Source organism: Streptomyces sp. AF1A, assembly GCF_047340315.1.
Taxonomy (GTDB): Bacteria; Actinomycetota; Actinomycetes; order Streptomycetales; family Streptomycetaceae; genus Streptomyces.
The window spans coordinates 1-21,744 of the sequence record NZ_JBLEBI010000115.1 but is presented as its reverse complement, the minus strand read 5'-3'; the positions used below and the strand labels follow the sequence as shown (position 1 = coordinate 21,744).

At 72.1% G+C, this 21,744-nt stretch carries 21 protein-coding genes and 1 pseudogene; 11 read left to right on the top strand and 11 right to left on the bottom strand.

Features of this window, described 5'->3' with window-relative positions; genetic code table 11:
* The 7 genes from ACLU3S_RS25315 to ACLU3S_RS25285 form a co-directional block, all read right to left on the bottom strand.
* The coding region (locus tag ACLU3S_RS25315) for a TerD family protein (RefSeq protein WP_413954254.1) at positions 1-484 on the bottom strand (484 nt) is incomplete at its 3' end.
* Positions 485-658: 174 nt separating this feature from the next.
* Positions 659-1,648 (bottom strand): zinc-dependent alcohol dehydrogenase family protein, encoded by a 990-nt coding sequence (locus tag ACLU3S_RS25310; protein ID WP_413954253.1) that lies wholly within the window; start codon positions 1,646-1,648, stop codon positions 659-661.
* Positions 1,645-2,490 (bottom strand): carbohydrate ABC transporter permease, encoded by an 846-nt coding sequence (locus ACLU3S_RS25305; RefSeq protein WP_413954252.1) that lies wholly within the window; start codon positions 2,488-2,490, stop codon positions 1,645-1,647. Before ACLU3S_RS25305 ends, ACLU3S_RS25310 begins: the two co-directional genes overlap by 4 nt.
* Positions 2,487-3,425, bottom strand: coding sequence for a carbohydrate ABC transporter permease (locus ACLU3S_RS25300; RefSeq protein WP_413954251.1), 939 nt, complete (start codon positions 3,423-3,425; stop codon positions 2,487-2,489). Before ACLU3S_RS25300 ends, ACLU3S_RS25305 begins: the two co-directional genes overlap by 4 nt.
* Positions 3,422-4,795, bottom strand: coding sequence for an ABC transporter substrate-binding protein (locus ACLU3S_RS25295; RefSeq protein ID WP_413954250.1), 1,374 nt, complete (start codon positions 4,793-4,795; stop codon positions 3,422-3,424). Before ACLU3S_RS25295 ends, ACLU3S_RS25300 begins: the two co-directional genes overlap by 4 nt.
* A gap of 79 nt (positions 4,796-4,874) precedes the next feature.
* Complete coding sequence (locus ACLU3S_RS25290; RefSeq protein ID WP_413954249.1) at positions 4,875-5,654, bottom strand: DeoR/GlpR family DNA-binding transcription regulator; 780 nt, start codon at positions 5,652-5,654, stop codon at positions 4,875-4,877.
* A gap of 292 nt (positions 5,655-5,946) precedes the next feature.
* Positions 5,947-6,756 carry an NAD-dependent epimerase/dehydratase family protein gene (locus ACLU3S_RS25285; protein ID WP_413954248.1) on the bottom strand — a complete coding sequence of 270 codons (810 nt, stop codon included), beginning with the start codon at positions 6,754-6,756 and terminating at the stop codon, positions 5,947-5,949.
* A 223-nt stretch (positions 6,757-6,979) separates the two neighbouring features.
* On the opposite strand from ACLU3S_RS25285, the gene ACLU3S_RS25280 reads away from it, so the two are divergent.
* A complete protein-coding gene (locus tag ACLU3S_RS25280) occupies positions 6,980-7,921 on the top strand; it encodes a 5-dehydro-4-deoxyglucarate dehydratase (protein WP_413954247.1) in 942 nt (313 codons plus the stop codon).
* A 34-nt stretch (positions 7,922-7,955) separates the two neighbouring features.
* Complete coding sequence (locus ACLU3S_RS25275; RefSeq protein WP_413954246.1) at positions 7,956-9,119, top strand: hypothetical protein; 1,164 nt, start codon at positions 7,956-7,958, stop codon at positions 9,117-9,119.
* Here ACLU3S_RS25275 and ACLU3S_RS25270 read toward each other — a convergent pair.
* Positions 9,056-10,288 carry an MFS transporter gene (locus ACLU3S_RS25270; protein WP_413954245.1) on the bottom strand — a complete coding sequence of 411 codons (1,233 nt, stop codon included), beginning with the start codon at positions 10,286-10,288 and terminating at the stop codon, positions 9,056-9,058. The two genes, ACLU3S_RS25275 and ACLU3S_RS25270, sit on opposite strands and share 64 nt — an antisense overlap.
* Before the next feature lie 140 nt (positions 10,289-10,428).
* Between ACLU3S_RS25270 and ACLU3S_RS25265 the strand changes: the two genes are divergently transcribed.
* The 4 genes and pseudogenes from ACLU3S_RS25265 to ACLU3S_RS25250 all read left to right on the top strand — a co-directional run bounded on the left by ACLU3S_RS25265 (position 10,429) and on the right by ACLU3S_RS25250 (position 13,924).
* Entirely contained in the window at positions 10,429-10,878 is a 450-nt protein-coding gene (locus ACLU3S_RS25265; RefSeq protein ID WP_413954244.1) for a DUF6010 family protein, read from the top strand.
* Between the two features lie 131 nt (positions 10,879-11,009).
* A pseudogene (locus tag ACLU3S_RS25260) lies at positions 11,010-11,221 on the top strand (dihydroxy-acid dehydratase); the annotation flags it as partial.
* Positions 11,222-11,432: 211 nt separating this feature from the next.
* Entirely contained in the window at positions 11,433-12,230 is a 798-nt protein-coding gene (locus ACLU3S_RS25255; protein ID WP_413954243.1) for an HAD family acid phosphatase, read from the top strand.
* 242 nt (positions 12,231-12,472) lie between these two features.
* Positions 12,473-13,924: an NCS2 family permease gene (locus tag ACLU3S_RS25250; protein ID WP_413954242.1), complete on the top strand. Its 1,452-nt coding sequence runs from the start codon at positions 12,473-12,475 to the stop codon at positions 13,922-13,924.
* A gap of 43 nt (positions 13,925-13,967) precedes the next feature.
* Here ACLU3S_RS25250 and ACLU3S_RS25245 read toward each other — a convergent pair whose 3' ends face one another.
* The 3 genes from ACLU3S_RS25245 to ACLU3S_RS25235 form a co-directional block, all read right to left on the bottom strand.
* Positions 13,968-15,422, bottom strand: coding sequence for a peptidoglycan D,D-transpeptidase FtsI family protein (locus ACLU3S_RS25245; RefSeq protein ID WP_413954241.1), 1,455 nt, complete (start codon positions 15,420-15,422; stop codon positions 13,968-13,970).
* Between the two features lie 81 nt (positions 15,423-15,503).
* Positions 15,504-15,974 (bottom strand): GNAT family N-acetyltransferase, encoded by a 471-nt coding sequence (locus tag ACLU3S_RS25240; RefSeq protein ID WP_413954240.1) that lies wholly within the window; start codon positions 15,972-15,974, stop codon positions 15,504-15,506.
* Positions 15,975-16,001: 27 nt separating this feature from the next.
* Complete coding sequence (locus ACLU3S_RS25235; protein WP_413954239.1) at positions 16,002-16,772, bottom strand: IclR family transcriptional regulator; 771 nt, start codon at positions 16,770-16,772, stop codon at positions 16,002-16,004.
* A gap of 164 nt (positions 16,773-16,936) precedes the next feature.
* On the opposite strand from ACLU3S_RS25235, the gene ACLU3S_RS25230 reads away from it, so the two are divergent.
* The 5 genes from ACLU3S_RS25230 to ACLU3S_RS25210 all read left to right on the top strand — a co-directional run bounded on the left by ACLU3S_RS25230 (position 16,937) and on the right by ACLU3S_RS25210 (position 21,689).
* Positions 16,937-18,466 carry an aldehyde dehydrogenase (NADP(+)) gene (locus tag ACLU3S_RS25230; RefSeq protein ID WP_413954238.1) on the top strand — a complete coding sequence of 510 codons (1,530 nt, stop codon included), beginning with the start codon at positions 16,937-16,939 and terminating at the stop codon, positions 18,464-18,466.
* A 73-nt stretch (positions 18,467-18,539) separates the two neighbouring features.
* Positions 18,540-19,148 (top strand): DUF1349 domain-containing protein, encoded by a 609-nt coding sequence (locus ACLU3S_RS25225; RefSeq protein ID WP_413954237.1) that lies wholly within the window; start codon positions 18,540-18,542, stop codon positions 19,146-19,148.
* A gap of 52 nt (positions 19,149-19,200) precedes the next feature.
* Positions 19,201-19,707 carry an N-acetyltransferase family protein gene (locus ACLU3S_RS25220; RefSeq protein ID WP_413954236.1) on the top strand — a complete coding sequence of 169 codons (507 nt, stop codon included), beginning with the start codon at positions 19,201-19,203 and terminating at the stop codon, positions 19,705-19,707.
* Between the two features lie 104 nt (positions 19,708-19,811).
* Complete coding sequence (locus ACLU3S_RS25215; RefSeq protein ID WP_413954235.1) at positions 19,812-20,540, top strand: DsbA family oxidoreductase; 729 nt, start codon at positions 19,812-19,814, stop codon at positions 20,538-20,540.
* Positions 20,541-20,636: 96 nt separating this feature from the next.
* Positions 20,637-21,689, top strand: coding sequence for an aminotransferase class V-fold PLP-dependent enzyme (locus ACLU3S_RS25210; protein ID WP_413954234.1), 1,053 nt, complete (start codon positions 20,637-20,639; stop codon positions 21,687-21,689).
* Positions 21,690-21,744 lie beyond the last annotated feature (55 nt).

The following is a 21,744-nucleotide window of genomic DNA, read 5'->3' as shown; positions in this document are numbered from 1 at the left end:
CCGTCACGCCGAAGTCCGTCGCGATGCCGGCCAGCCCGTTGGCGTACCCCTGGCCGACGGCGCGGGCCTTCCACTGGCCGCCCCTGCGGTAGATCTCGACGACGACCAGCGCCGTCTCCGCGCCGAGCTGCGGCGGGGTGAACGTCGCCAGCACCGCGCCGCCGTCCGCGTCGCGGATCGTGGCCGTCGGCTCGATGCCCTGGAAGGTCTGGCCGGCCGCGTCCGGGCTGGCCGTGACCACGATCTTGTCGATGTCCGGCGGCACGGCGGCGGTGTCGACCGTGATCGCGTCCGGCCCGGCACCGCCGCCCGGCCGGTACGTCACGCCCGGCCCGGCCGGCTGGTTGTAGAAGATGAAGTCGTCGTCCGAGCGCACCTTGCCGTCGGCGGTGAGCAGCAGGCCCGAGACGTCCAGCCGCACCGGAGCGGCCACGTCCACCGTGACGCGCGCGGCGGGAAGCGGGACGTTCGAGCCAGGGGTCATAGCTGTCATGCCGGGTCAACGAACGAGACCGTTTTACCGTTCCCTTACCAGCCGGAACCGTCGGCCGGACGGATGAGCCGGAACCGCCCTCCGGAAACCGCCGGACGGAAGTACCCGCCGAAAGCACGTTCCGGAAGTACCCGCCGGAACGTGCCGGGCCGCCCGCCGGCCCGCCTACGGCACGACCACGATCTTCCGGCCCACGCCCGCCGCGAACTGGCTCAGCGCCTCCGGGTAGCGGTCCAGCGGGATCCGGTCGCTGATGAACACCTGCGGGTCCAGCACCCCGTTCGCGAACAGCTCGGCCGCCCGCTCGAAGCTGTGCAGCACCGCCATGGAGCCGGTGATGGTGATCTCCTGGTTGTAGATGCGGTACGGATCGATGGTCACCCGGGTCGCGTAGTCGGCGACCCCGAACTGGAGGAACGTGCCCGCCTTGGCCACCCGGCCCAGGCCGTCCTGGATGGCCGCCGCGTTGCCCGTCGCGTCCACGACCAGGTCCCAGCCCTGGGGGCGGTCGAGCTCGTCGGGGCTCGCCGCGGACGCCGAGGCGCCCAGCTGCCGGGCCGTTTCCAGGCGCGCCGGGTTCACGTCCACCACGTCCACGCTCGCCGCGCCCGTCCGCTTGGCCAGCTCCAGCATCATCAGGCCCATCGTTCCGGAGCCGTAGATCAGGACGTGGGCGCCCAGGCGGGACTGCAGCACGTCGTAGCCGCGCACCGCGCAGGAGAGCGGTTCGATCAGCGCCGCGTCCTCGGTGCGGACGTGCTCGGGGAGTTTCACGCAGTTCGCGACCGGGGCCACCGCGTACTGCGCCGCCCCGCCGGCCGTGGTCACGCCGATCGCGGCCCACCGCTCGCACATGTTGTTGTGGCCGATGCGGCAGTAGCGGCACTCGTAGCAGTACAGGGAGGGGTCGACGGCCACACGGTCGCCGATCGCCACCTCGGTGACCTGGGCACCCACCCCGACCACCTCGCCGGCGAACTCGTGCCCGGGGACGATCGGCAGCTTGGGCGCGAACTCGCCCTGGAGGATGTGCAGGTCCGTGCCGCACAGGCCGCACGCCGCCACTTCGACCACGACCTCGCGCGGTCCGGGCGTCGGGTCCGGGACCTCGGTGACGACGGCACGGCCCACGGACTCGATGACGGCGGCCTTCATTTCACGGCTCCCAACGACAGGCCCTGGACCAGCTTGTCCTGGGCGGCGAACCCCGCGGCGAGCACCGGCAGGGAGATGACGAGCGACGCGGCGCACACCTTGGCCAGGAACAGGCCCTGGCTGGTGATGAAGCCGGTCAGGAAGACGGGGGCGGTCTCGGCGACCACGCCCGTGAGAACCCGGGCGAACAGCAGCTCGTTCCAGCTGAAGATGAAGCAGATCAGGGAGGTGGCGGCGATGCCGGGCAGGGCGATGGGGGCCACCACGCGCGCGAGGACGGTCGGCAGCCGGGCGCCGTCGATCTGCGCCGCCTCGATCACCGCCACCGGGACCTCGGCGAGGAAGGACTGCATCATCCACACGGCGATCGGCAGGTTCATCGAGGTGTACAGGATGACGAGCAGCCAGATGTTGTCGAGCAGCCCGGCGTTCTTGGCGAACAGGTAGATCGGCAGCAGGCCGGCCACCGCCGGCAGCATCTTCGTCGACAGGAAGAAGAACAGGACGTCGGTCCACTTGCGCACCCGCCGGATGGACAGCGCGTAGGCGGCCGGGAGGGCGAGCAGCAGGACGAGGAGCGTCGAGGCCACCGACGCCGTGGCCGAGTTGATCAGTGCGGGCCAGGGACTCGCGCCGCCGCCCGCGCCGAAGAACTCCCGGTAGCTGTCCAGGGTCAGGGCGGCCCCGAAGGACGGCGGATTGGTGGCGGCGTCCGACTCCGAGTGGAAGGAGGTCAGGGCCATCCACGCGATGGGCAGGAAGAACAGCAGACCGACCAGCCAGGCCAGCAGGCCCAGTCCCGCTCCGCGGCGGCTGCGGACGCGTACGGCGACGTCGCTCATGCGCGGGACACCTCCTCGCGGAACAGGGACGACACCACGCGCAGGGCGAAGGTCGCGATGACGATCGAGCCGATGACCACCAGCACGCCCGCGGCCGAGGCGAGGCCGTTCTCGTGGGCCTGGTAGAAGCTCTGGTACACGGTGTAGGGGAGATTGGCGGTGCCCAGGCCGCCGGACGTGATCGTGAAGACCGCGTCGAAGTTCTGGACGATGTAGATCGAGCCCAGCAGGGCGCCGAGTTCGAGGTAGCGGCGCAGGTGCGGGAGCGTCAGATGGCGGAAGACCTGCCACTCGTTGGCGCCGTCCACCCGCGCGGCCTCGAGCTGCTCGGGGTCACGGCTCTGCAGCCCCGCCAGCAGGATCAGCATCATGAACGGCGTCCACTGCCACACCAGAGAGGCCTCGACCGCGAGCAGCGGCGTGCTGGAGATCCAGTCCGGCTGGGGTCCGCCCACATAGTGCAGCAACCCGTTGAACAGGCCGTACTCGGGGTTGTAGAGAACGTGCTTCCACAGCAGTGCGGCGGCCACCGGCACCACCAGGAACGGGGCGATCAGCAGCGTGCGCACCACGCCGCGGCCCCGGAATCTCCGGTTGAGCAGCAGCGCGATGCCCAGGCCCAGGACCAGGCTGACCAGGACCACGGTGACCGTGAGCAGGACCGTCGTCCACACCGAGTGGCGCAGATCGGGGTCGGACAGGACCTGGCTGTAGTTGCCGAGGCCGGTGAAGTGACGGTCCTTCGGGTAGAGGGCGTTCCAGTCGAAGAACGAGATCACCAGCGTCGCCACGAACGGCAGCTGGGTCACTACGATCATGAAGACCAGCGCGGGCAGCAGCGGCGCCCGGGTGGCCCACGCGCGCATACGGTTCGGCGGCCGGGTCGCCGGCCGCGCGGTGGCGGCGGCGACCCGGGCGGAGGTGGTGACGGTCATGACCCCTCGTACTTCTTGGCGACGGCCTCGGCGAGCCGCTGCGACTTCTGCAGCGCGCTGTCCACGGACTCCCGTCCCGCGATCGCGGAGCTGATCTCCTGGGAGACCTTGGTGCCCAGGTCGGTGAACTCGGGGATGTCCACGAACTGGATGCCGGGCACCGGGCGGGGCTGCACACCCGGGTCGTTCGGCTTGGCACTGGCGATGGCGCTGCGGGTGACGTCCGCGAAGGCGGCCGCCTCCTTGCGGTAGTCCGGGTTGTCGTACGTCGACGAGCGCTTGCCGGCCGGCACGTTGGCCCAGCCCGCCTTCTCGCCCACGAGCTTCTCGTAGTCCTTGCTGGACGCCCACGAGATGAACTTCCAGGCGTCGTCGGCGTGCTTGGACGCCTTCTGGATGCCCCACGCCCAGGTGTAGAGCCAGCCGGAGCTGCTCGTCTTCTCGACCGGGGCGGGGACGTACCCGATCTTGCCCTTGACCTTGGAGCCGGAGGCCTCCAGCGAACCCGCGCCGGACGTGGCGTCGTACCACATCGCCGTCTTGCCCTGCGTCATGTCGTTCAGGCACTCGGCGAAGCCGGACTGCGCGGCGCCGGACTCACCGTGCTTGCGCACCAGGTCGACGTAGAACTGCGTGGCGCGCTTGAACGCCGGGGAGTCCACCTGCGCCTTCCAGTTCTTGTCGAACCAGGTGCCGCCGAAGGTGTTGACGACCGTGGTCAGCGGGGCCATGACCTCGCCCCAGCCGGGCAGCCCGCGCAGACAGATGCCCTTCATCCCGGGCTCGGCGCCGTCCGCCTTGGCGGCCAGGTCGGCGACCTGCTGCCAGGTGGGCTTGGCCGGCATGGTCAGGTGCTTCTTCTGGAAGACGTCCTTGCGGTACATCAGGAAGGAGGACTCGCCGTAGAAGGGCTCGCCGTACAGCTTGCCGTCCGCGGCGGTGAGGGCCTGCCGCATCGGGGCGAGGATGTCCTGCTGGTCGAAGGCGGTGTCGCGCTTGACGTACGAGTCCATCGGCTGCAGCCAGCCGTTCTTGGCGTAGATCGGTATCTCGTAGTTGCTGAGCGTGGCGACGTCGTACTGGCCCGCCTGGTTGGCGAAGTCCTGGCTGATCTTGTCTCTGACGTCGTTCTCCGGCAGGACGGTGAAGTTCACCTTGATGCCGGTGTCCTTCGTGAAGTTGGCGGCGGTGAGCTTCTGCAGCTCCACCATCTGGGGGTTGTTCACCATCAGGACGTTGATGGAGTGCGCCGAGGCCCCACCGCCGGCGCCGCCGGCGCCCGAGCAGCCGGCGAGCAGCGGAGTGATCAGCGTTCCTGCGGCGGCCACCGCGAACAGGGGGCGGGGGATGCGTCGGCTCTGGGTTCGCATGGGGTGCTCCTGGACCTATGGGGAGACAAGGGGCGCCCACGGGTGTGGGTGTGCCCCCGGGGGGACGGGGTCGGGTACGTCAGGCGCGGATGACCTGCGGGCCCTGCAGCGAGTAGCGGTGGGCTTCGGAGGAGGGCAGCAGCGTGCTGGTGACGATGGCTTCCAGCTCGCCGATCTCCGCGAACCGGCAGAAGCTCACCGCCCCGAACTTGGTGTGCACGCCCGCGAAGACCGTTCGGCGTGCGGCGCGGATGGCCTGGGCCTTGACCTCGCTGACCGCGGGGTCGGGCGTGGTCAGCCCGTGTTCGCGCGAGATGCCGTTGGCTCCGATGTACGCCAGATCGATGACGAACCCGGCCAGCATCTTCGTCGTCCAGTGGTCGACGGTCGCCAGCGTGCCGTGCCGGACCCGGCCGCCCAGCAGCAGCACCGACGTGTTCTGGGCCTCGGCGAGCGCGCCGGCGACGGGCAGGGACGCGGTGACCACGGTCAGCGGCCGGTCCCTGGGCAGCGCCTCGGCGATCAGCTGCGGGGTGAACCCCTCGTCGACGAAGACCGTCTCGGCGTCACCGAGCAGCTCGGCCGCGGCGGCCGCGATCCGGCGCTTCTCGGGCACGTGGCTGGTGGCGCGGAAGGCCAGCGTCGTCTCGAAGCCGGCGCTCTCCACGGGATAGGCGCCGCCGTGGGTGCGGCGCACCAGTCCGTGGTCCTCCAGCGCGCGCAGATCCCTTCGTACGGTCTCCTTGGCCACGCCCAGCTCGGCCGCGAGCGCGGTGACGTCGACGGAGCCGGTGGCGCGGGCGACCCGCACGATCTCGCGCTGGCGCTCTTCGGCCGTCCTCGCGGGATTCGCCGTCATGGCCGACACCTGCTTCCGTGCTCACTCGCTCACTGCCCGTTCGGGCCCGGTGGGGCCTACGGGGGAATGTTTTACCGCCGGTGCCCGGCGCTGACCAGGTCTGTTGCGCATCCGTTGCTGCCCGTATGCGACCGTTTCGCCATGGGCGTGCCCGTCTCGGACCTGCGCGGCTGCGCGCGAGGGGGTGAGATCGGGCGGCTTCCGTGCCCGAATGCGCCGGCGGGCGGGCCCGTTGTGTGCCCGCCCGCCGTCCTGGCGATCGTTTTCCGCCGCTCGTCGCCCTCCCGGGGCCTCAGTACGGCCAGATCGGCGGGTCGCTCACGAAGTGGCCGCCCAGGTGGCTGTGGGCGGGGTTCGAGGGGTCCAGCTCGCCCTGCTCGGCGATCAGCTTCTCGGCGTAGGGCTCGGAGTCGTCCTGCGGCTCGTAGCCGAGCGCCCGCGCGCTGCCCAGGTCCCACCACAGGCGGGTGTTGGCCGAGGAGCCGTAGACGACCGTGTGGCCGACGTTCTCGGCGGTCAGGGCCGCGTGGAAGAGGCGGGCGCCGTCGGCCGGGCTCATCCACACCGAGAGCATGCGCACGCTGGTCGGCTCCGGGAAGCAGGAGCCGATGCGCACGGAGACGGTCTCCAGGCCGTGCTTGTCCCAGTACAGCTGGGCCAGGTCCTCGCCGAAGGACTTCGACAGGCCGTAGAAGGTGTCCGGGCGGCGCGGGGTGTCGACGGGGATCAGCGGGCCGCCCCCGCGCGGGGCCGGGGTGAAGCCGACGGCGTGGTTGGAGGAGGCGAACACGATCCGGGGCACGCCCTCCAGGCGCGCGGCCTCGTACAGGTGGTAGGTGCCCTCGATGTTCGACTTCAGGATCTTCTCGAAGGGAGCTTCCAGGGAGATGCCCGCCAGGTGGAGGACCGCGTCCACGCCCCGCACCGCCTCGCGCAGCGCCCCGGTGTCGGCGAGGTCCGCGGTGATCGCGTCCGGCGCGTCCTCGATGGGGCGCACGTCGAACAGGCGCAGGCTGTAGCCGTACTCCGGCAGCAGGGACCGCATCAGGGTGCCGAGCCCGCCGGCGGCGCCGGTGAGCAGAACGGTGCGGGGAGCGGGCATCCTTCGATCTCCTTGACGTCAACGGCCGCATGCATGGACATGGTTCATATTCATGGACACGCTAGGGAGCGGCGATCGGGCCCGTCAAGTGTGCCCTGAGCGGGGCGAATCCGCCGCCGTGATGCCCGTTCGGGCGCTTGACCGGCTCCATTGCGGGCCCGTAGCGTGAGATCGTTCAGAAATATAGACGCCGATCAGAAACATGCACTGACAGGGAGCGCCCGTGACGTCTGCCCCTCTCGCCGCCCGGCTCCATGACCCGAGCGGGCCGCTCTTCTTCCCCGTCACGGCCTTCGGCCCCGACGGCTCGCTCGACCTCGACGTCTACCGCACCCATGTGAGCCGCGGCGTCGCGGCCGGCGCCGCCGCCGTGTTCGCCTGCTGCGGCACCGGCGAGTTCCACGCCCTGCTGCCGGAGGAGTTCGAGGTCTGCGTCCGGACGGCCGTCGAGGCGGCCGGGGGGCGCGTCCCGGTCGTCGCGGCCGCCGGCTACGGCACCGCACTCGCCGTCCGCTACGCGCGGCTGGCCGAGCGGGCGGGCGCCGACGGCCTCCTCGCCATGCCGCCGTACCTCGTCCTCGCCGGCCAGGAGGGACTGCTGCGGCACTACCGGGAGATCGCCGCGGCCACCGCCCTGCCGGTCATCGTCTACCAGCGCGACAACGCGGTGTTCACCCCGCGGACCGTGGTCGAACTCGCCCGCACCGACGGCATCGTCGGCCTCAAGGACGGCCTCGGCGACCTTGACCTCATGCAGCGGATCGTCAGCGCCGTGCGCACCGAGGTCCCCGGCGACTTCCTGTACTTCAACGGGCTGCCCACCGCGGAGCAGACCCAGCTCGCCTACCGCGCCCTCGGCATCACCCTGTACTCCTCCGCCGTCTTCTGCTTCGCGCCAAAGATCGCCCTCGCCCACTTCCGCGCCCTGGCCGCGGACGACACGGCCACCGTCCGGCGCCTCCTGGACGGCTTCTACCGCCCGTTCGTCGAACTGCGCGCCGAGGGCCGCGGCTACGCCGTCTCCCTCGTCAAGGCCGGGGTGCGGCTGCGCGGCCTGGACGTCGGCGAGGTCCGGCCCCCGCTGCACGAGCCGGCCGAGGACCACGTCAAACAGCTCGCCCAGCTGATCGAGCGGGGCCACGCGCTGCTGGAGGAGGACGCGTGAGCCCGTACCGTTCCCCGCTGCGGGAGGAGACCGCGTGAAGGCGTCGGCGTTCGTCTACCCCTGGGACGTGGACGGGGACCCCGAGGCCCCCGCGCGCATCGCAGGACTCGGCGTCGAGCAGGTCACCCTCGCCGCCGCCTACCACTCCACCCGCGCCCTGACCCCCCGGCACCCCCGCCACCGCATCGTCACCGCCGAGTACGCGGCCGTCCTCTACCCGGCGGGCGAGCGCTGGGCGGGCCGCGGCCTGCGACCTTACCCGGCAGGCCGCTGGGCCCCCGGCGACGCCTACGGCCGGGCGGCGGGCGCGCTCAGCGACGCCGGTCTGGAGGTGCACACCTGGGTGGTCCTCGCGCACAACTCCCGCCTCGGCGCCGAGCACCCGGACACCTCCGTCGTCAACGCCTACGGCGACCCCTACCCGTGGGCGCCCTGCATCGCCCAGCCGGCCACGCGCGCCTACCTCGTCGACCTGGCCGCCGAGGCCGCAGTGCGCCCCGGCGCGCGCGGCACCGAGCTGGAGTCCCTCGGCTGGTACGGGCTGCAGCACCTGCACGCCCACGACAAGACCTCCGGCGTCGGTCTCGGCGACGCCGGGCAGTATCTGATGTCCCTGTGCTTCTGCCCGTCCTGCCGCGCCGGGTACGGCGCGCACGGCCTCGACGCGGACGAGCTGGCCGCCCGGGTGCGCGCCGCCCTGGAGCCGCTGTGGCGGGGCGAGGCCGACGACGCGGGCTGGCCGACGGTCGGCAAGCTGCTCGGCGAGGACACGGCGGCCGCCACGCGCGCGTGGCGCGACGACACCGCCCGCACCCTGCAGGAGGAGGCCGTCGCCGCCGTCCGCGCGGCCGCGCCCGACGGCTTCCGGGTCCTGCTGCACGCCGACCCGGTCTCCTACCACTGCGGCGCCAACGCGGGCGCCGACCCGGCCCACGTCCTGTCCGTGGCCGACGGCGTCGTGGTCCCCTGCACCGGCGGCACGGACCTGCTGGCGCCGTTCGCCGAGCAGGCGCGAGAGGGGACCGTCGTGGCCGCCAACTTCACGGTCGTCACCGGGATGGGCGGCAGCCCCGGCACGCTCGCGGCGGACGCGGCGCGCGCGCGGGCGCACGGCGCGACCGAACTGCGGCTGTATCACGCCGGGTTGGCGTCGGACGGCGACCTCGCGGCCGTGCGCGAGGCACTGGCGGCGCGCTGAGCGAGCGGGACCGCCGTCGCCAGCAGCGCGAGTCCGTAGCAGGGCAACAGCCACGCGGGGCCGGCCAGTTCGACCAGGCCGGCCCCGACGGCGAGACCCAGCACGTTCGGGGTGAACATCAGCGTGTTCGCGGTGGCCGTCGCGCGGCCCAGCAGCGGACCGGGGGTCTCCCGCTGGACGGCGGTGAGCGCGGCGATCAGCACACAGGGCAGCCCCAGACCGCTCGCCGCGCCGGCGGCCAGGGCCGGCGCGTCGGACGGCACGGCCCGCGCCATCACCGCCAGGCCCGTCAGGGCGATCCCCGCCGCCGCGAACCGGTGGGCGCCGAGCCGGCGCAGCCCCGGGCCGGAGACCAGGCCGACCGCCACCGATCCGACGCCCTGCACGGCGTACAGCACGCCGGTGTAGCTGGGGGCGTGGCCGAGGCGGTCCACGACGGCGTACAGCGTCGTGCTGCTCAGCGAGGCGAGGAACATCGTCGTGCCGCCCGCCCGGACCAGTGCGCGCAGTCCGGGCCGCCCCCGCAGGTACCGGACGCCCTCGGCGGTCTGCTGCCGCCAGGGCCCGCCGGACCCGGCGGGCCGCTCCTCGCGCACGCGCAGCAGGGCGCACAGCCCGGCGGCCAGGACGAAGGTGACCGCGTCCAGGCAGGCGACGGCCGGTCCGCCGCAGGCCGCGTACAGACTCGCCCCGGTCAGCGGGGCGACGAGCTTCATGCCCTCCGTGAGGCTCATGCGCAGGCCGTTGAAGTCGCCGAGCATCTCCGGGCCGACGGCGGCGGTCACCAGCACCGACTCGGCGGCATCCTGCACCGCGCCGGTCGCGCCGTACACCACCAGCACCGCGAACAGGAGCCACACGCGGCCGGGGGCGTCCACGGCGAACAGGGCGGGCAGCAGAGCGGCCAGGCCCAGGTTGCCGGTGATCAGCAGGGTCTTGCAGCGGACGCGGTCGGCGACGGCGCCCAGCGCCGGGCCCGCCAGAGTGGGGGCCCACAGGGCGAGCGTGCACAGGGCGGCCAGGCCGTCGGACCCGGTGAGGTCCTTGACCCACACGCCCGACGCCAGCCACAGGGAGGAGGTGCCGAAGCCGGACACGACCACGGCCGCCAGATAGCGCCGGGCGTTGCGGTCCCGCAGCATCCGGAGCACGGTCAGGGAAGTCGTCATGCCAGGTCATCGTGGATCTAAGGAGGGCATGAGCGGATCGGTGAGGTGCCTTATCCGGGGCGTCGGGGCGGCGACAATCCGTCGGAACCTGTCGGGAATGCCCATGGGGCGCGGGGTGCCCCGACCCTACTGTCGGCGGCATGCGCTACCTCGCCCCGATCCTCATCGGTCTCGTCTACGTCCTGCTGATGTCCCTGATCCACGAGCCGCACCGGCGCCGCGTCAACGCGGTCATGGTCGCCGGCGCGGGTGCGGCCTATCTGAGCGGCGGGGGCCTCGGCGGCTGGGAGTTCGCGTTCACCGCGGTCGCCACCTGCGTGGCCTACCGGGGCCTGGACTCCTGGGCCTGGACCGGCGCCGGCTGGCTGCTGCACACGGCCTGGGACGTGGTGCACCACCTCAAGGGCCACCCGATCATCCCGTTCGCGCACGACTCCTCGTTCGGCTGCGCGCTGTGCGACCCGGTGATCGCGGCGTGGTGCCTGGGCGGCGGCCGGTCGCCGTGGCGGTGGCCGCACGGCGGACGCCCGGCACCGATGAGCTCCGGCGAGCCGGGCGGTTCACGACGCGACCGAACACCGCTGCGGTGAACCCTGGTTCGGGGTGGGTCGCGCGCATCGCCCGTCCCGGGCAGGAGGGTTCGGCGTCCGAGGCCTGGGCGGTGAACGGGTCTCTTCGGAGACGGTGAACGGATCGCCCTGCCACGGGCGTAGTACGCGCGGCCCGGCGCCTCCATCTCCACGTGGACGACGCGGAGCTGGACCGCAGGCGCGCCGCGTGGACCCGCCGCCCGCCCGCTACGAGCGGGGCTACGGCGCCCTGTACACCGAGCAGATCACCCAGGCCGACACCGGCTGCGACTTCGCGTTCCCGGCCAGGCCGGACCAGGTGCCGGACCCCGTACGCCGGCTGACCTGGCAGGCGAAGAGGTGAAGCGCCCACGCCTCCACGGCCCGTGCCCCGCGCGGCCTCGGCTGCCGTGAACTCCCCGCCGGGATCCAGCCGTTGGTGGACCCAAGAGGGCTCCGGGTCGGCACAGGACCGGGCATATCGATCGGGTAACAAGGCTCGCGATCTCTGTGTTATGCGCGTAGACAGTCGGTGACCTGGTACATCACTCTCATCCACCAGATCCGGAGAATCCATGCGGAAGTCCCTCAGAGCCACCGCCGTCGGCGCTGCGTGTGTCGTCGCCGGTGCCGCGCTGTACGGCGCGGGCGCGGCCACCGCCGGGCAGTCGACGGCCAACTCGACCCATGAGCCGTACAACATCGGGCTCCTGGTGAAGGACATCGACACCTACTACGGCACCACCGCCGACAGCAACGGCGTCTACCAGGCGTCCCCGGACAGCCCGTACGCCAAGGACCTGGCGCGCGTCGACGCCGACGCCAAGCGCTACATCGACAGGGCGGCCCGCACGGCGCGCCACCACGGCGAGAAGCCGGCCGTCATGTTCGACATCGACGACACGCTGCTGCTCAGCCTCGACTACGAGAAGCGCTACAACTACACGTACAACTCCACCACGTGGAACGACTACGTGAACCGGGCCGACCGCCCCGCCGTCTTCGGCAGCCCCGAACTGGTCCGCTACGCCCAGTCCAAGGGCGTCGAGGTGTTCTACAACTCCGGCCTCACCGAGGCGCAGCGCGCCGGCGCCGTCGAGAACCTGAAGAAGGTCGGCGCCGACGTGAACCTCGACCCCGGCCACATGTTCCTCAAGGACGCGGCCAACCCGCCGGCCTACCTGAGCGGCTGCGCCACCCCGGGCGCCTGGAAGTGCACGACCGTCCAGTACAAGTCCGGCACCCGCAAGCACATCGAGCACGACCTCGGGTACGAGATCATCGCCAACTTCGGCGACCAGTACTCCGACCTGGACGGCGGCTACGCCGACCGCGCCTACAAGCTGCCGAACCCGACGTACTTCGTCAGCTGAGCCCGACCGGGCGACCCCGCCCCCGTCACCGGCAGCACCGCGCCGGTGACGGGGGCTCGTCGTTGCCGCGGTGGCCGGGGACCGGTGGCCGTGCCCGGGGCGCCTGGAGCGGACGCGCGCTCGTCGGTGAGGCCGGCCCTGCACCCCATTCCGTAACACGGCGACAACCTGATCGGGATGCGGCGGGGGAACAATCCAGCCAGCATCCGCACACCGCTCACCAGGCAACGAGGAGTTGGGCCATGTCCGAGACGCAGAAGGTGGACCAGCGGCGGTCCGCCGCGCCACCTGCCCTCAGCGGCGTCGACCGGTATTTCAGAATCTCCGAACGGGGATCGACCTTCGGCCGGGAGATACGCGGCGGGTTCGCCACGTTCTTCACCATGGCCTACATCCTCGTCCTGAATCCGATCATCCTCGGCAGCGCCAAGGACAAGTTCGGGCACTCCCTCGACACCGGTCAACTCGTCACCGCCACCGCCCTGGTGGCCTGCGTGATGACGGTCGTCATGGGCGTCGGCGGCAACCTGCCCCTCGCCATCGCCGCCGGCCTCGGCCTCAACGCCGTCGTCGCCTTCCAGTTGGCCCCGCTGATGAGCTGGTCCGACGCGATGGGCCTGGTCGTCATCGAGGGCCTGGTCATATGCCTCCTGGTGATCACCGGGCTCCGCGAGGCGATCATGAACGCGATCCCGCAGCAGCTGAAGCAGGCCATCGGCGTCGGCATCGGCCTGTTCATCGCCTTCATCGGCTTCGTGGACGCCGGGTTCGTCAGCCGCATCCCGGACGCCGCGAACACCACCGTGCCCGTCCAGCTCGGCGCGGTCGGCCGGCTCACCGGCTGGCCCGTGCTGGTCTTCTGCCTCGGCGTGCTGCTCACCATCGCGCTGCTCGCCCGGAAGGTGAAGGGCGCGATCCTCATCAGCATCGTGACGATGACCGTCGTCGCGATCGTCATCAACGCCATCGCCGACATCAAGAGCTGGGGCCTGACCACCCCGAAGGTCCCCGACAAGGTCGTCGCCGCCCCGGACTTCGGGCTCATCGGTCACTTCAGCCTGTTCGGCGGCTTCGCCAAGGCCGGCGCCCTGACCGCCGTCCTGCTGGTCTTCACCCTCATCCTGTCCGACTTCTTCGACGCCATGGGCACCATCGTGGGCATCAGCGCCGAGGCCGGACTGCTCGACGACGACGGGCAGGTGCCCGGCATCGGCCGGGTGCTGTTCATCGACGGCGCCGCGGCCGTCGCGGGCGGCCTCGGCTCCGCCTCCTCCAACACCGCCTACATCGAGTCCGCGGCCGGCGTCGGCGAGGGCGCCCGCACCGGCTTCGCCAACCTGATCACCGGCGGCCTGTTCGGCCTCGCCCTCTTCCTCGCCCCGCTGCTCACCATCGTCCCGCTCCAGGCGGCGGCGCCCGCGCTGATCGCCGTGGGCTTCCTGATGATGACCCACGTGAGGCACATCGACTGGGACCGGTACGAGATCGCCATCCCGGCGTTCGTCACCATCGCCGCGATGCCGTTCACGTACTCCATCACCGACGGCATCGGCGCCGGCTTCCTCTCCTACGTCCTCATCAAGACGGTGGTCGGCAAGGCCAGGGAGGTCAACTGGCTGCTGTGGGCCGTCTCGGCGCTGTTCCTCGTCTACTTCGCCATCGACCCCGTGGAGCAGCTCCTCGGGGTCAAGTGACCCGGCGGGGGCGGTCCGTCCAAGGGGCGCCCTCGCGCCGGCGTCACTTCAGCGCCGCCTCCATCATCGCCCTGGCCACCGGCGCCGCCAGCCCGTTGCCGCTCACCTCGGACCGTGCCGCATCGGACTGCTCGACCATGACCGCGACGGCGACCTCCTTGCCGCTGCTGCCGGACCTGCCGAACGAGGTGAACCAGGCGTACGGCGTCTTGCTGTTGTTCTCGCCGTGCTGGGCCGTACCGGTCTTGCCGCCGACGGTCACCCCGTCGATCAGCGCGTTGGTGCCCGTGCCGTCCTTCACCACCGTCTCCATGGCCGACTGGAGCTGCTCGGCGGTGGAGGAGCTGACGATGCGCCTGGTGTCCACGTCGTCGTCGTAGTTCTGCAGCACATCGCCGCCGCTGTCGGTGATCTGCGACACCATGTGCGGCGAGACCAGCTTGCCCCCGTTGGCCAGGGCCGCGGACACCATGGCCATCTGCAGCGGTGTCGCGGTGACGTCGAACTGGCCGATGCCGGACAGCGCGGTCTGCGCCTGGTCCATGCCGGACGGGTACACGCTGGCGTAGGCCCGCACCGGCACGTCGAGCTTGCCGTCGTCGAAGCCGAACTTCTCGGCCATGGCCCGCACCTTGTCCTGGCCGAGCTGGACCGCCATGTGGCCGAAGACGTTGTTGCAGGAGTACTGCAGGGCGACACGGATGGGGGCGTTCCGGCACGGCGCCGACGTGTTCTCGTTCACCAGCACGTGCGTCGTGCCCGGCGGGGTGTAGGGGTCGGGGCTGTCGGTGTGCTCGTCCACGTTCTTGTACAGCCCGTCCTCCAGCGCCGCCGCGGCCACGACCAGCTTGAAGGTCGAGCCCGGCGGCAGCGGCTGGCGCAGGGCGCGGTTGGTGAGCGGCTTGTCCTTGTCCGCGTTGAGCTTCTTCCAGGCCGTGCCGGCCGTGTTGGCGTCGGTGAGCGCGGAGGGGTCGTACGACGGCGTGGACACCACGGCGAGGATTCTGCCCGTCTTCGGGTCGATGGCGACGGCCCCGCCCTTCTTGCCGCCGAGGGCGCGATAGGCCGCCTTCTGCACCGCGGGATCGATGGTGGTGATCACGTCGCCCGGGTCGGCGCGCTCACCGGTGAGCGTGTCCATGACGTTCTTCAGGCGGCTGTCCGTGCCGTTGAGCAGGTCCTGGTAGATGCCCTCCAGTTGCGTGGGCGCGTAGGCCTGCGAGGCGTAGCCCGTCACCGCCGCGTACAGCCTGCCGTCCGTGTACGTCCGCTTGTACGCGAGGTCGCCGCCCTTCGTCCGCGCCGAGCCGGTGATCGCGTTCCCGGCCACGATGATGTTCCCCAGCGGCCGCGAGTAGGTCTCGATCGCGTTGCGCCGGTTGTCGTTGTCGTCCGCGAGGGCCTTGCCGTCGTAGAACTGCACCCAGGTCGCCCTGACCAGCAGAGCGAGCACGAGCAGCAGCGTGAAGACGGACGCCCGTCTGATCGTCTTGTTCATCCCGCTCACAAGACGATCGGGACGGGGGCAATCGTTCCCGTACGCCCGGGTTTCTCATCGGGCGCTCATCGAGCGGGCGGGTCAGGCCTCCAGGACCAGCACGACCTCGTCGATCTCGTGCCCCCGCCCGCTCGCGAACCCCCGGGCCCGGGCCGTCTCGCGGAAGCCGCACTTGGCGAGCACGCGCAGGGAGGCGCCGTTGTCGGCCGCCGCCCGCGCGTACAAGGGGCGCTCGGGCACCTCGGCGAGCAGGGCCCGCAGCGCGGCCGTGGCCACGCCCCGGCCCCAGTACGCGCGGTCGATCCAGTACGTCACCTCGCGCTCGCCGGCCGTCCCGTAGACCGCGGCGTTGCCGGCCACGGCGCCGTCGGCCAGGACCGTGCGCAGCACGTCGGAGGAGTCCGAAAGGCGCCGCCAGTGGACCGCGAAGGAGTCCCGGTCGTACGGCTCCTCGGGGCCGAACGCGGCCATCCGGACGGACTCCGGGTCGGTCATCTGCCGGAAGAACAACGGCAGGTCACTGCCCTGAACAGGCCGCAGCGCGATCTCCATGGGACCGAGCCTACGACTCCCCGGGGCTCAGAGCCTGCGGGTGGCCAGCGCGAGCCGGTCCCGCGCGTCGAACAGCGCGTCCTTGATCGTCTGCTCGTGGGCGGGGGTCAGCCGGGCCACCGGCACCGAGCAGCTGATGGCGTCACGGGCGGGCGTGCGGTAGGGGATCGCCACGCCGAAGCAGCGCAGGCCCAGCGTGTTCTCCTCGCGGTCCACCGCGAAGCCCTGCTCCCGCACCTGGTGCAGCTCCTCGATGAGCTTCTCCCGGTCGGTGAGGGTGTTCTCGGTGAGCGCGGGCAGCGTCTCCGGCAGCAGCTTGCGCACCTGCTCGTCGGAGTACGTGGCGAGGATGGCCTTGCCGAGGGAGGTGGAGTGGGCCGGCAGCCGGCGCCCGACCCGGGTGAAGGGGCGCAGGTAGTGCTGGGACTGGCGGGTGGCCAGGTAGACGACGTTGGTGCCGTCGAGCCGGGCCAGGTGGATGGTCTCCGTGGTGTCGTCGGAGAGCCGGTCCAGGGTCGGGCGGGCGGCCGCCACCACCTCGTCGCCGTCGATGTACGACGTGCCCACGAGCAGCGCCCGCACCCCGATGCCGTACCGCGTGCCCGTGGCGTCGGTCTCCACCCAGCCCAGCTCCACGAGCGTGCGCAGCAGCATGTAGAGGCTGGACTTGGGGTAGCCCACGGCCTCCTGGACGGCCGCCAGGGAGTGCATGCCGGGCCGGCCCGCGAAGTACTCCAGCAGTTCCACCGTCCGCACCGCGGACTTGACCTGCGCCCCGCCCGTGTCGCCTGCCGTCATCGCCCTTGACCCCTTCGTCCGACGAGGGCCTGGATATTCAGGACCCGAGATATGTAGTCTCCGAAAAGCACATTCATCATCAGAGACAGCGTTCAGTATATCGAACGCGGCTGATGGGTGACCGAGTTACAGCGTGATTTGCGGCCTTACTGGAGGGACCCGCGGTGGCAGCAGCACCAGTCTGGAGTGTCGACCCGCGCACCGGGAAGCAGCGTGAGCAGGTTGCGGTGGAGGCCACAGCCCAGGAGGTGGACACCGCGGTCCGTGCGGCCCACGCCGCGCGCGGCGCACTCGCCGACCGCGCGGTGCGCTCCGCCTTCCTGCGCTCGGCCGCCGCGGGCCTGGACGCCGCGAAGAACGGGCTGGTCGAGACCGCGGACGCCGAGACGGCCCTCGGCCCGGTCCGGCTGACCGGCGAACTGGCCCGCACCACCTACCAGTTGCGGGCCTTCGCGGACCTCGTCGACGAGGGCGCCTTCCTCGACGTCATCATCGACCACCCCGACGACACCGCCACCCCGCCCGTCCCCGACCTGCGCCGCTACAAGGTGCCGCTCGGCGTCGTCGCCGTCTACTCCGCCTCGAACTTCCCCTTCGCCTTCTCCGTCGCCGGCGGCGACACGGCGAGCGCGCTGGCCGCGGGCTGCCCGGTCGTCGTCAAGGCCCACCCCGACCACCCGGCCCTGTCCGAACTGGTCGCCAAGGTGCTGCGCCGGGCCGCCGCCGAGCACGGCATCCCCGAGGGCGTCGTCGGCCTGGTGCACGGCTTCGCGGCGGGGATCGAGCTGATCGGGCATCCGCTGGTCGCCGCCGCCGGCTTCACCGGTTCGGTGCGGGGCGGGCGCGCGCTGTTCGACGCGGCCGCCGCTCGGCCGGTGCCGATCCCGTTCCACGGCGAACTGGGCTCGCTCAACCCGGTCCTGGTCACCGAGGCGGCCGCGGCCGAGCGCGCCGAGGAGATCGGCTCCGGGCTCGCCGGGTCGATGACCCTCGGCGTCGGGCAGTTCTGCGTGAAGCCCGGCCTGGTCCTCGTGCCGTCCGGCGCGGCCGGCGACCGGCTGGTGAAGTCCCTGACGGACGCCGTCAGCGACACCGACGCCGGCGTGCTGCTCGACCACCGCATGCGGGACAACTTCGTCGCCGGGGTGCGCGAGCGGGCGGACCTCGCGGACGTGGAGTCGCCGGTGACCCCGGGCGCGGGCGGCGAGCACACGGTCAGCGCGGGCTTCCTCACCGTGCCCGCGAGCAGGCTGACCGCGCAGGGGGACCACGACCTGCTGCTGGAGGAGTGCTTCGGGCCGGTCACCGTGGTGGCCCGCTATGCCGACGAGGGGGAGGCCGCGGCCGTGCTGTCCCGGCTGCCGGGGAACCTCACCGCCACCGTCCAGCTGTCCTCGGACGAGGCGGCCGGCGAGGGGCGGGGCGCGGAGCTGCTTGCCGAGCTGACGTCGCTGGCCGGGCGGGTGCTGGTGAACGGATGGCCGACCGGGGTCGCCGTGGCGCCGGCCCAGCACCACGGCGGGCCCTACCCCGCGACGACCTCGACCTCCACGTCCGTGGGCGGCACCGCGATCGAGCGCTGGCTGCGGCCGGTCGTCTACCAGAACGCCCCCCGGGCACTGCTGCCCGCCGAGCTGCGCGACGACAACCCGCTCGGGCTGCCCCGCCGGTTCAACGGCCGCCTCGAACGCTGAGGGCACGCTGAAGGAGCGCTGAACGGGCGCTGAACGCCGGTTCGCGGGACAGGGGAGCTGAGACACTCGGACCATGGATCTGAAGCTCCCCGAACTGCCCTTCCTGCTGCGCACCTACGGCCCCGACGGTCACTGGTCGTACGAGGACGGCGTGCTGACCGGCTGGGCCGGTCCGCGGCAGGACCGGTTCGTCACGCCCACCGGGGAGGCCCTGGACCCCGCCTCCGACGCGCCCCGGCTGCTCGGGGCGCCGGAGGGGGACTTCCAGCTGATCGCGCGGGTCACCGTGGGTTTCCGGGCCGGCTTCGACGCGGGAACGCTCTACGTCCACGTGGGCGAACGGGCCTGGGCCAAGCTCTGCCTGGAGTACTCCCCGGACGTGGCCACGGTCTGCACGGTGGTCACCCGGGGCCACTCCGACGACGTCAACTCCTTCACGGTGGAGGGCAGTTCGGTGTGGCTGCGAGTCAGCCGGACCGGGCGGGCCCTCGCCTTCCACGCCTCCCGCGACGGCGAGCGCTGGACCTTCGTCCGGCTCTTCACCCTGGGCGGCGAGGAGGAGACCGGCGCCGCGCTGGTCGGCTTCATGACCCAGTCGCCGCTGGGGGAGGGCTGCGTGGTCACCTACGACCACATCGAGTTCAGGCCCGCGTGGCCGAGCGACCTGCGCGACGGGAGCTGAGCGCGCGGGCCGCACGGGAACCGGCCCGCAGGGCGGGCGCGTCCTCCGTTGCGTGATCAATGAACGCGTGACGGGCTCCCCGATCATCCGTACCGCCCTGCCCGCCGAGGCGGAGCGGATCGCCGCGCTGCATCACCGGGCCCGCGCGACGTACTACCCGGACGGCCTCCCGGACGACGGCACCGACTGGACCGCCGCCTGGCGCGGCGCCGTCGAGCGGCCCGACGGCCATGTGCTGTGTGTCGTCGAACAGGGCGAGATCATCGGCGTCGCCTCCTTCCGCACGCCCGAGGGCGCCCCCGCCGAGACGGTCAAGCTGTTCCAGTTCCACGTCGATCCGGGCCGCTGGCGCTCCGGCGTCGGCACGGCCCTGCACGCGGCCTGCGTGGAGGAGTGGAGGGCGGACGGCAGGCGGACCGCCGTGCTCGACGTGCACGTGGACAACCGGCGGGCCCAGGCCTTCTACGCCCGCCAGGGCTGGACCCCCGACCCTGAGAACCCCCCTGCGGAGGGCGACCACCATCTCCACCTGCGGTACGCGGTACGGCCTGAGGGGTGACGAGTCCTTCTGGAGCGGACGGGGAATGATCGGCGCTGCTTGAACGTTCATAGATCGGCCGGAGAGAGCCTCCGCGCCCCTGCGAGCCGGAGAGAGCCGAAGACATGCGCGTCGAGATCTGGAGCGACATCGCCTGCCCCTGGTGCTACGTGGGCAAGGCCCGCTTCGAGAAGGCGCTCGCTGCCTTCCCGCACCGCGACGAGGTCGAGGTGGTGCACCGCTCCTTCGAACTCGACCCGGGCCGCGCCAAGGGCGATGTGCAGCCGGTGATCACCATGCTGACCAGGAAGTACGGCATGAGCGAGGCGCAGGCGCAGGCGGGCGAGGAGAACCTGGGCGCCCAGGCCGCCGCCGAGGGCCTGGAGTACCGCACGCGGGGCCGCGACCACGGCAACACCTTCGACATGCACCGCCTGCTGCACCTCGCCAAGGCACGGGGCCGGCAGGACGAGCTGATCCAGATCCTGTACCGGGCCAACTTCGCTGAGGAGCGGTCCGTCTTCAGCGAGGGCGACGAGCGCCTGGTGGAGCTGGCCGTGGAGGCCGGACTGGACGCGGACGCCGCCCGCCAGGTGCTGGCCGACCCGGACGCCTACGCCGACGAGGTCCGCGCCGACGAGCGCGAGGCCGCCCAGCTCGGGGCGACCGGCGTGCCCTTCTTCGTCCTCGACCGCACCTACGGCGTCTCCGGCGCCCAGCCCGCCGAGGTCTTCACCCAGGCGCTGACCCAGGCCTGGGGCGAGCGCTCCCCGCTGAAGCCGGTCGGCCAGGCGGACCCGGCGGGCGGGGCCGCCTGCGGCCCGGACGGGTGCGCGGTCCCGCAGCAGGGCTGAAACCGCAGGTGGGCGGGGTCGTATAAGGCTTCCTAATCGGATGCTCGAAGAAAATCGCAATGGACGGGGGACTCCCGTGACCCGCACAGTGGGGTCATGGAGACCTTCGAGAGCCTCGTCCGGGCCGAGTTCACCCCGAAGAACACCTACCTGAACACCGCGAGCAGCGGCCTGCTACCGGCCCGCACCGTCGCCGCCCTGCACCGGGCGGTGGCGCTCCGGGCCGAGGGCCGCCCGCTGGACCCGCTGTTCGACGACGTCGAGGCCGCCCGGGCCATCTTCGCCCGGCTGGCCGGGGTGCCGGCCGCGCGGGTCGCGGCCGGTCCCTCGGTCGCCGCGCAGACCGGCCTGATCGCCGCCTCGCTCCCCGCGGGCGCCGAAGTGCTCACCGCGGAGGACGACTTCACCTCCGTGCTGAACCCGTTCCATGTGCGCGGCGACCTGAAGGTCCGCGCCGTGCCGCTGGAGCGGCTCGCCGAGTCCGTCCGCCCCGGCACCGCCCTGGTCGCGGTCAGCGCGGCACAGTCCGCCGACGGCCGGGTCGCCGACCTGGCCGCCCTGCGCGAGGCGGCCCGCGCCCACGGTGCGCGCACCTACGTGGACTTCTCCCAGGCCGCGGGCTGGCTGCCGATGGAGGCCGCGGGGTACGACTTCACGGTCGCCACCACCTTCAAGTGGCTGCTCGGTCCGCACGGGGCGGCCTTCCTCGTGGTGCCCGAGGACTTCGGCGAGCTGACCCCGCTGCTCGCGGGCTGGGTCGCGGCCGAGGAGCCGTGGAACAGCTGCTACGGCCCCGTGGCCGAACTCGCCCACACCGCCCGGAGGTTCGACGTCAGCCCCGCGCTGTTCACCCACGCGGGGGTGCGCCACTCGCTCGCCCTGATCGAGGAGCTGGGCGTGGCCGCCGTGCACGCGCACGACCTGGCCCTGGCCGACCGGTTCCGGTCCGGACTCGCCGGCCTCGGCCACGAGCCGCTGCCCGCCCCCGGCTCGGCGATCGTCTCCGTCCCCGGGCTCGGCGACCGCCAGCCGGAACTGAGCCGCGCCGGCATCGAGGTCTCCAACCGCGCCGGCAACCTCCGCGCGTCCTTCCACCTCTACAACACCGCGGCGGACGTCGACCGCCTGCTGGACGTGCTGTCCGGCTGACGCCACCGGGCCGGGGCCCCGTCCCACACGAGGAGGCCCCGGCCCGGCGCCGGAT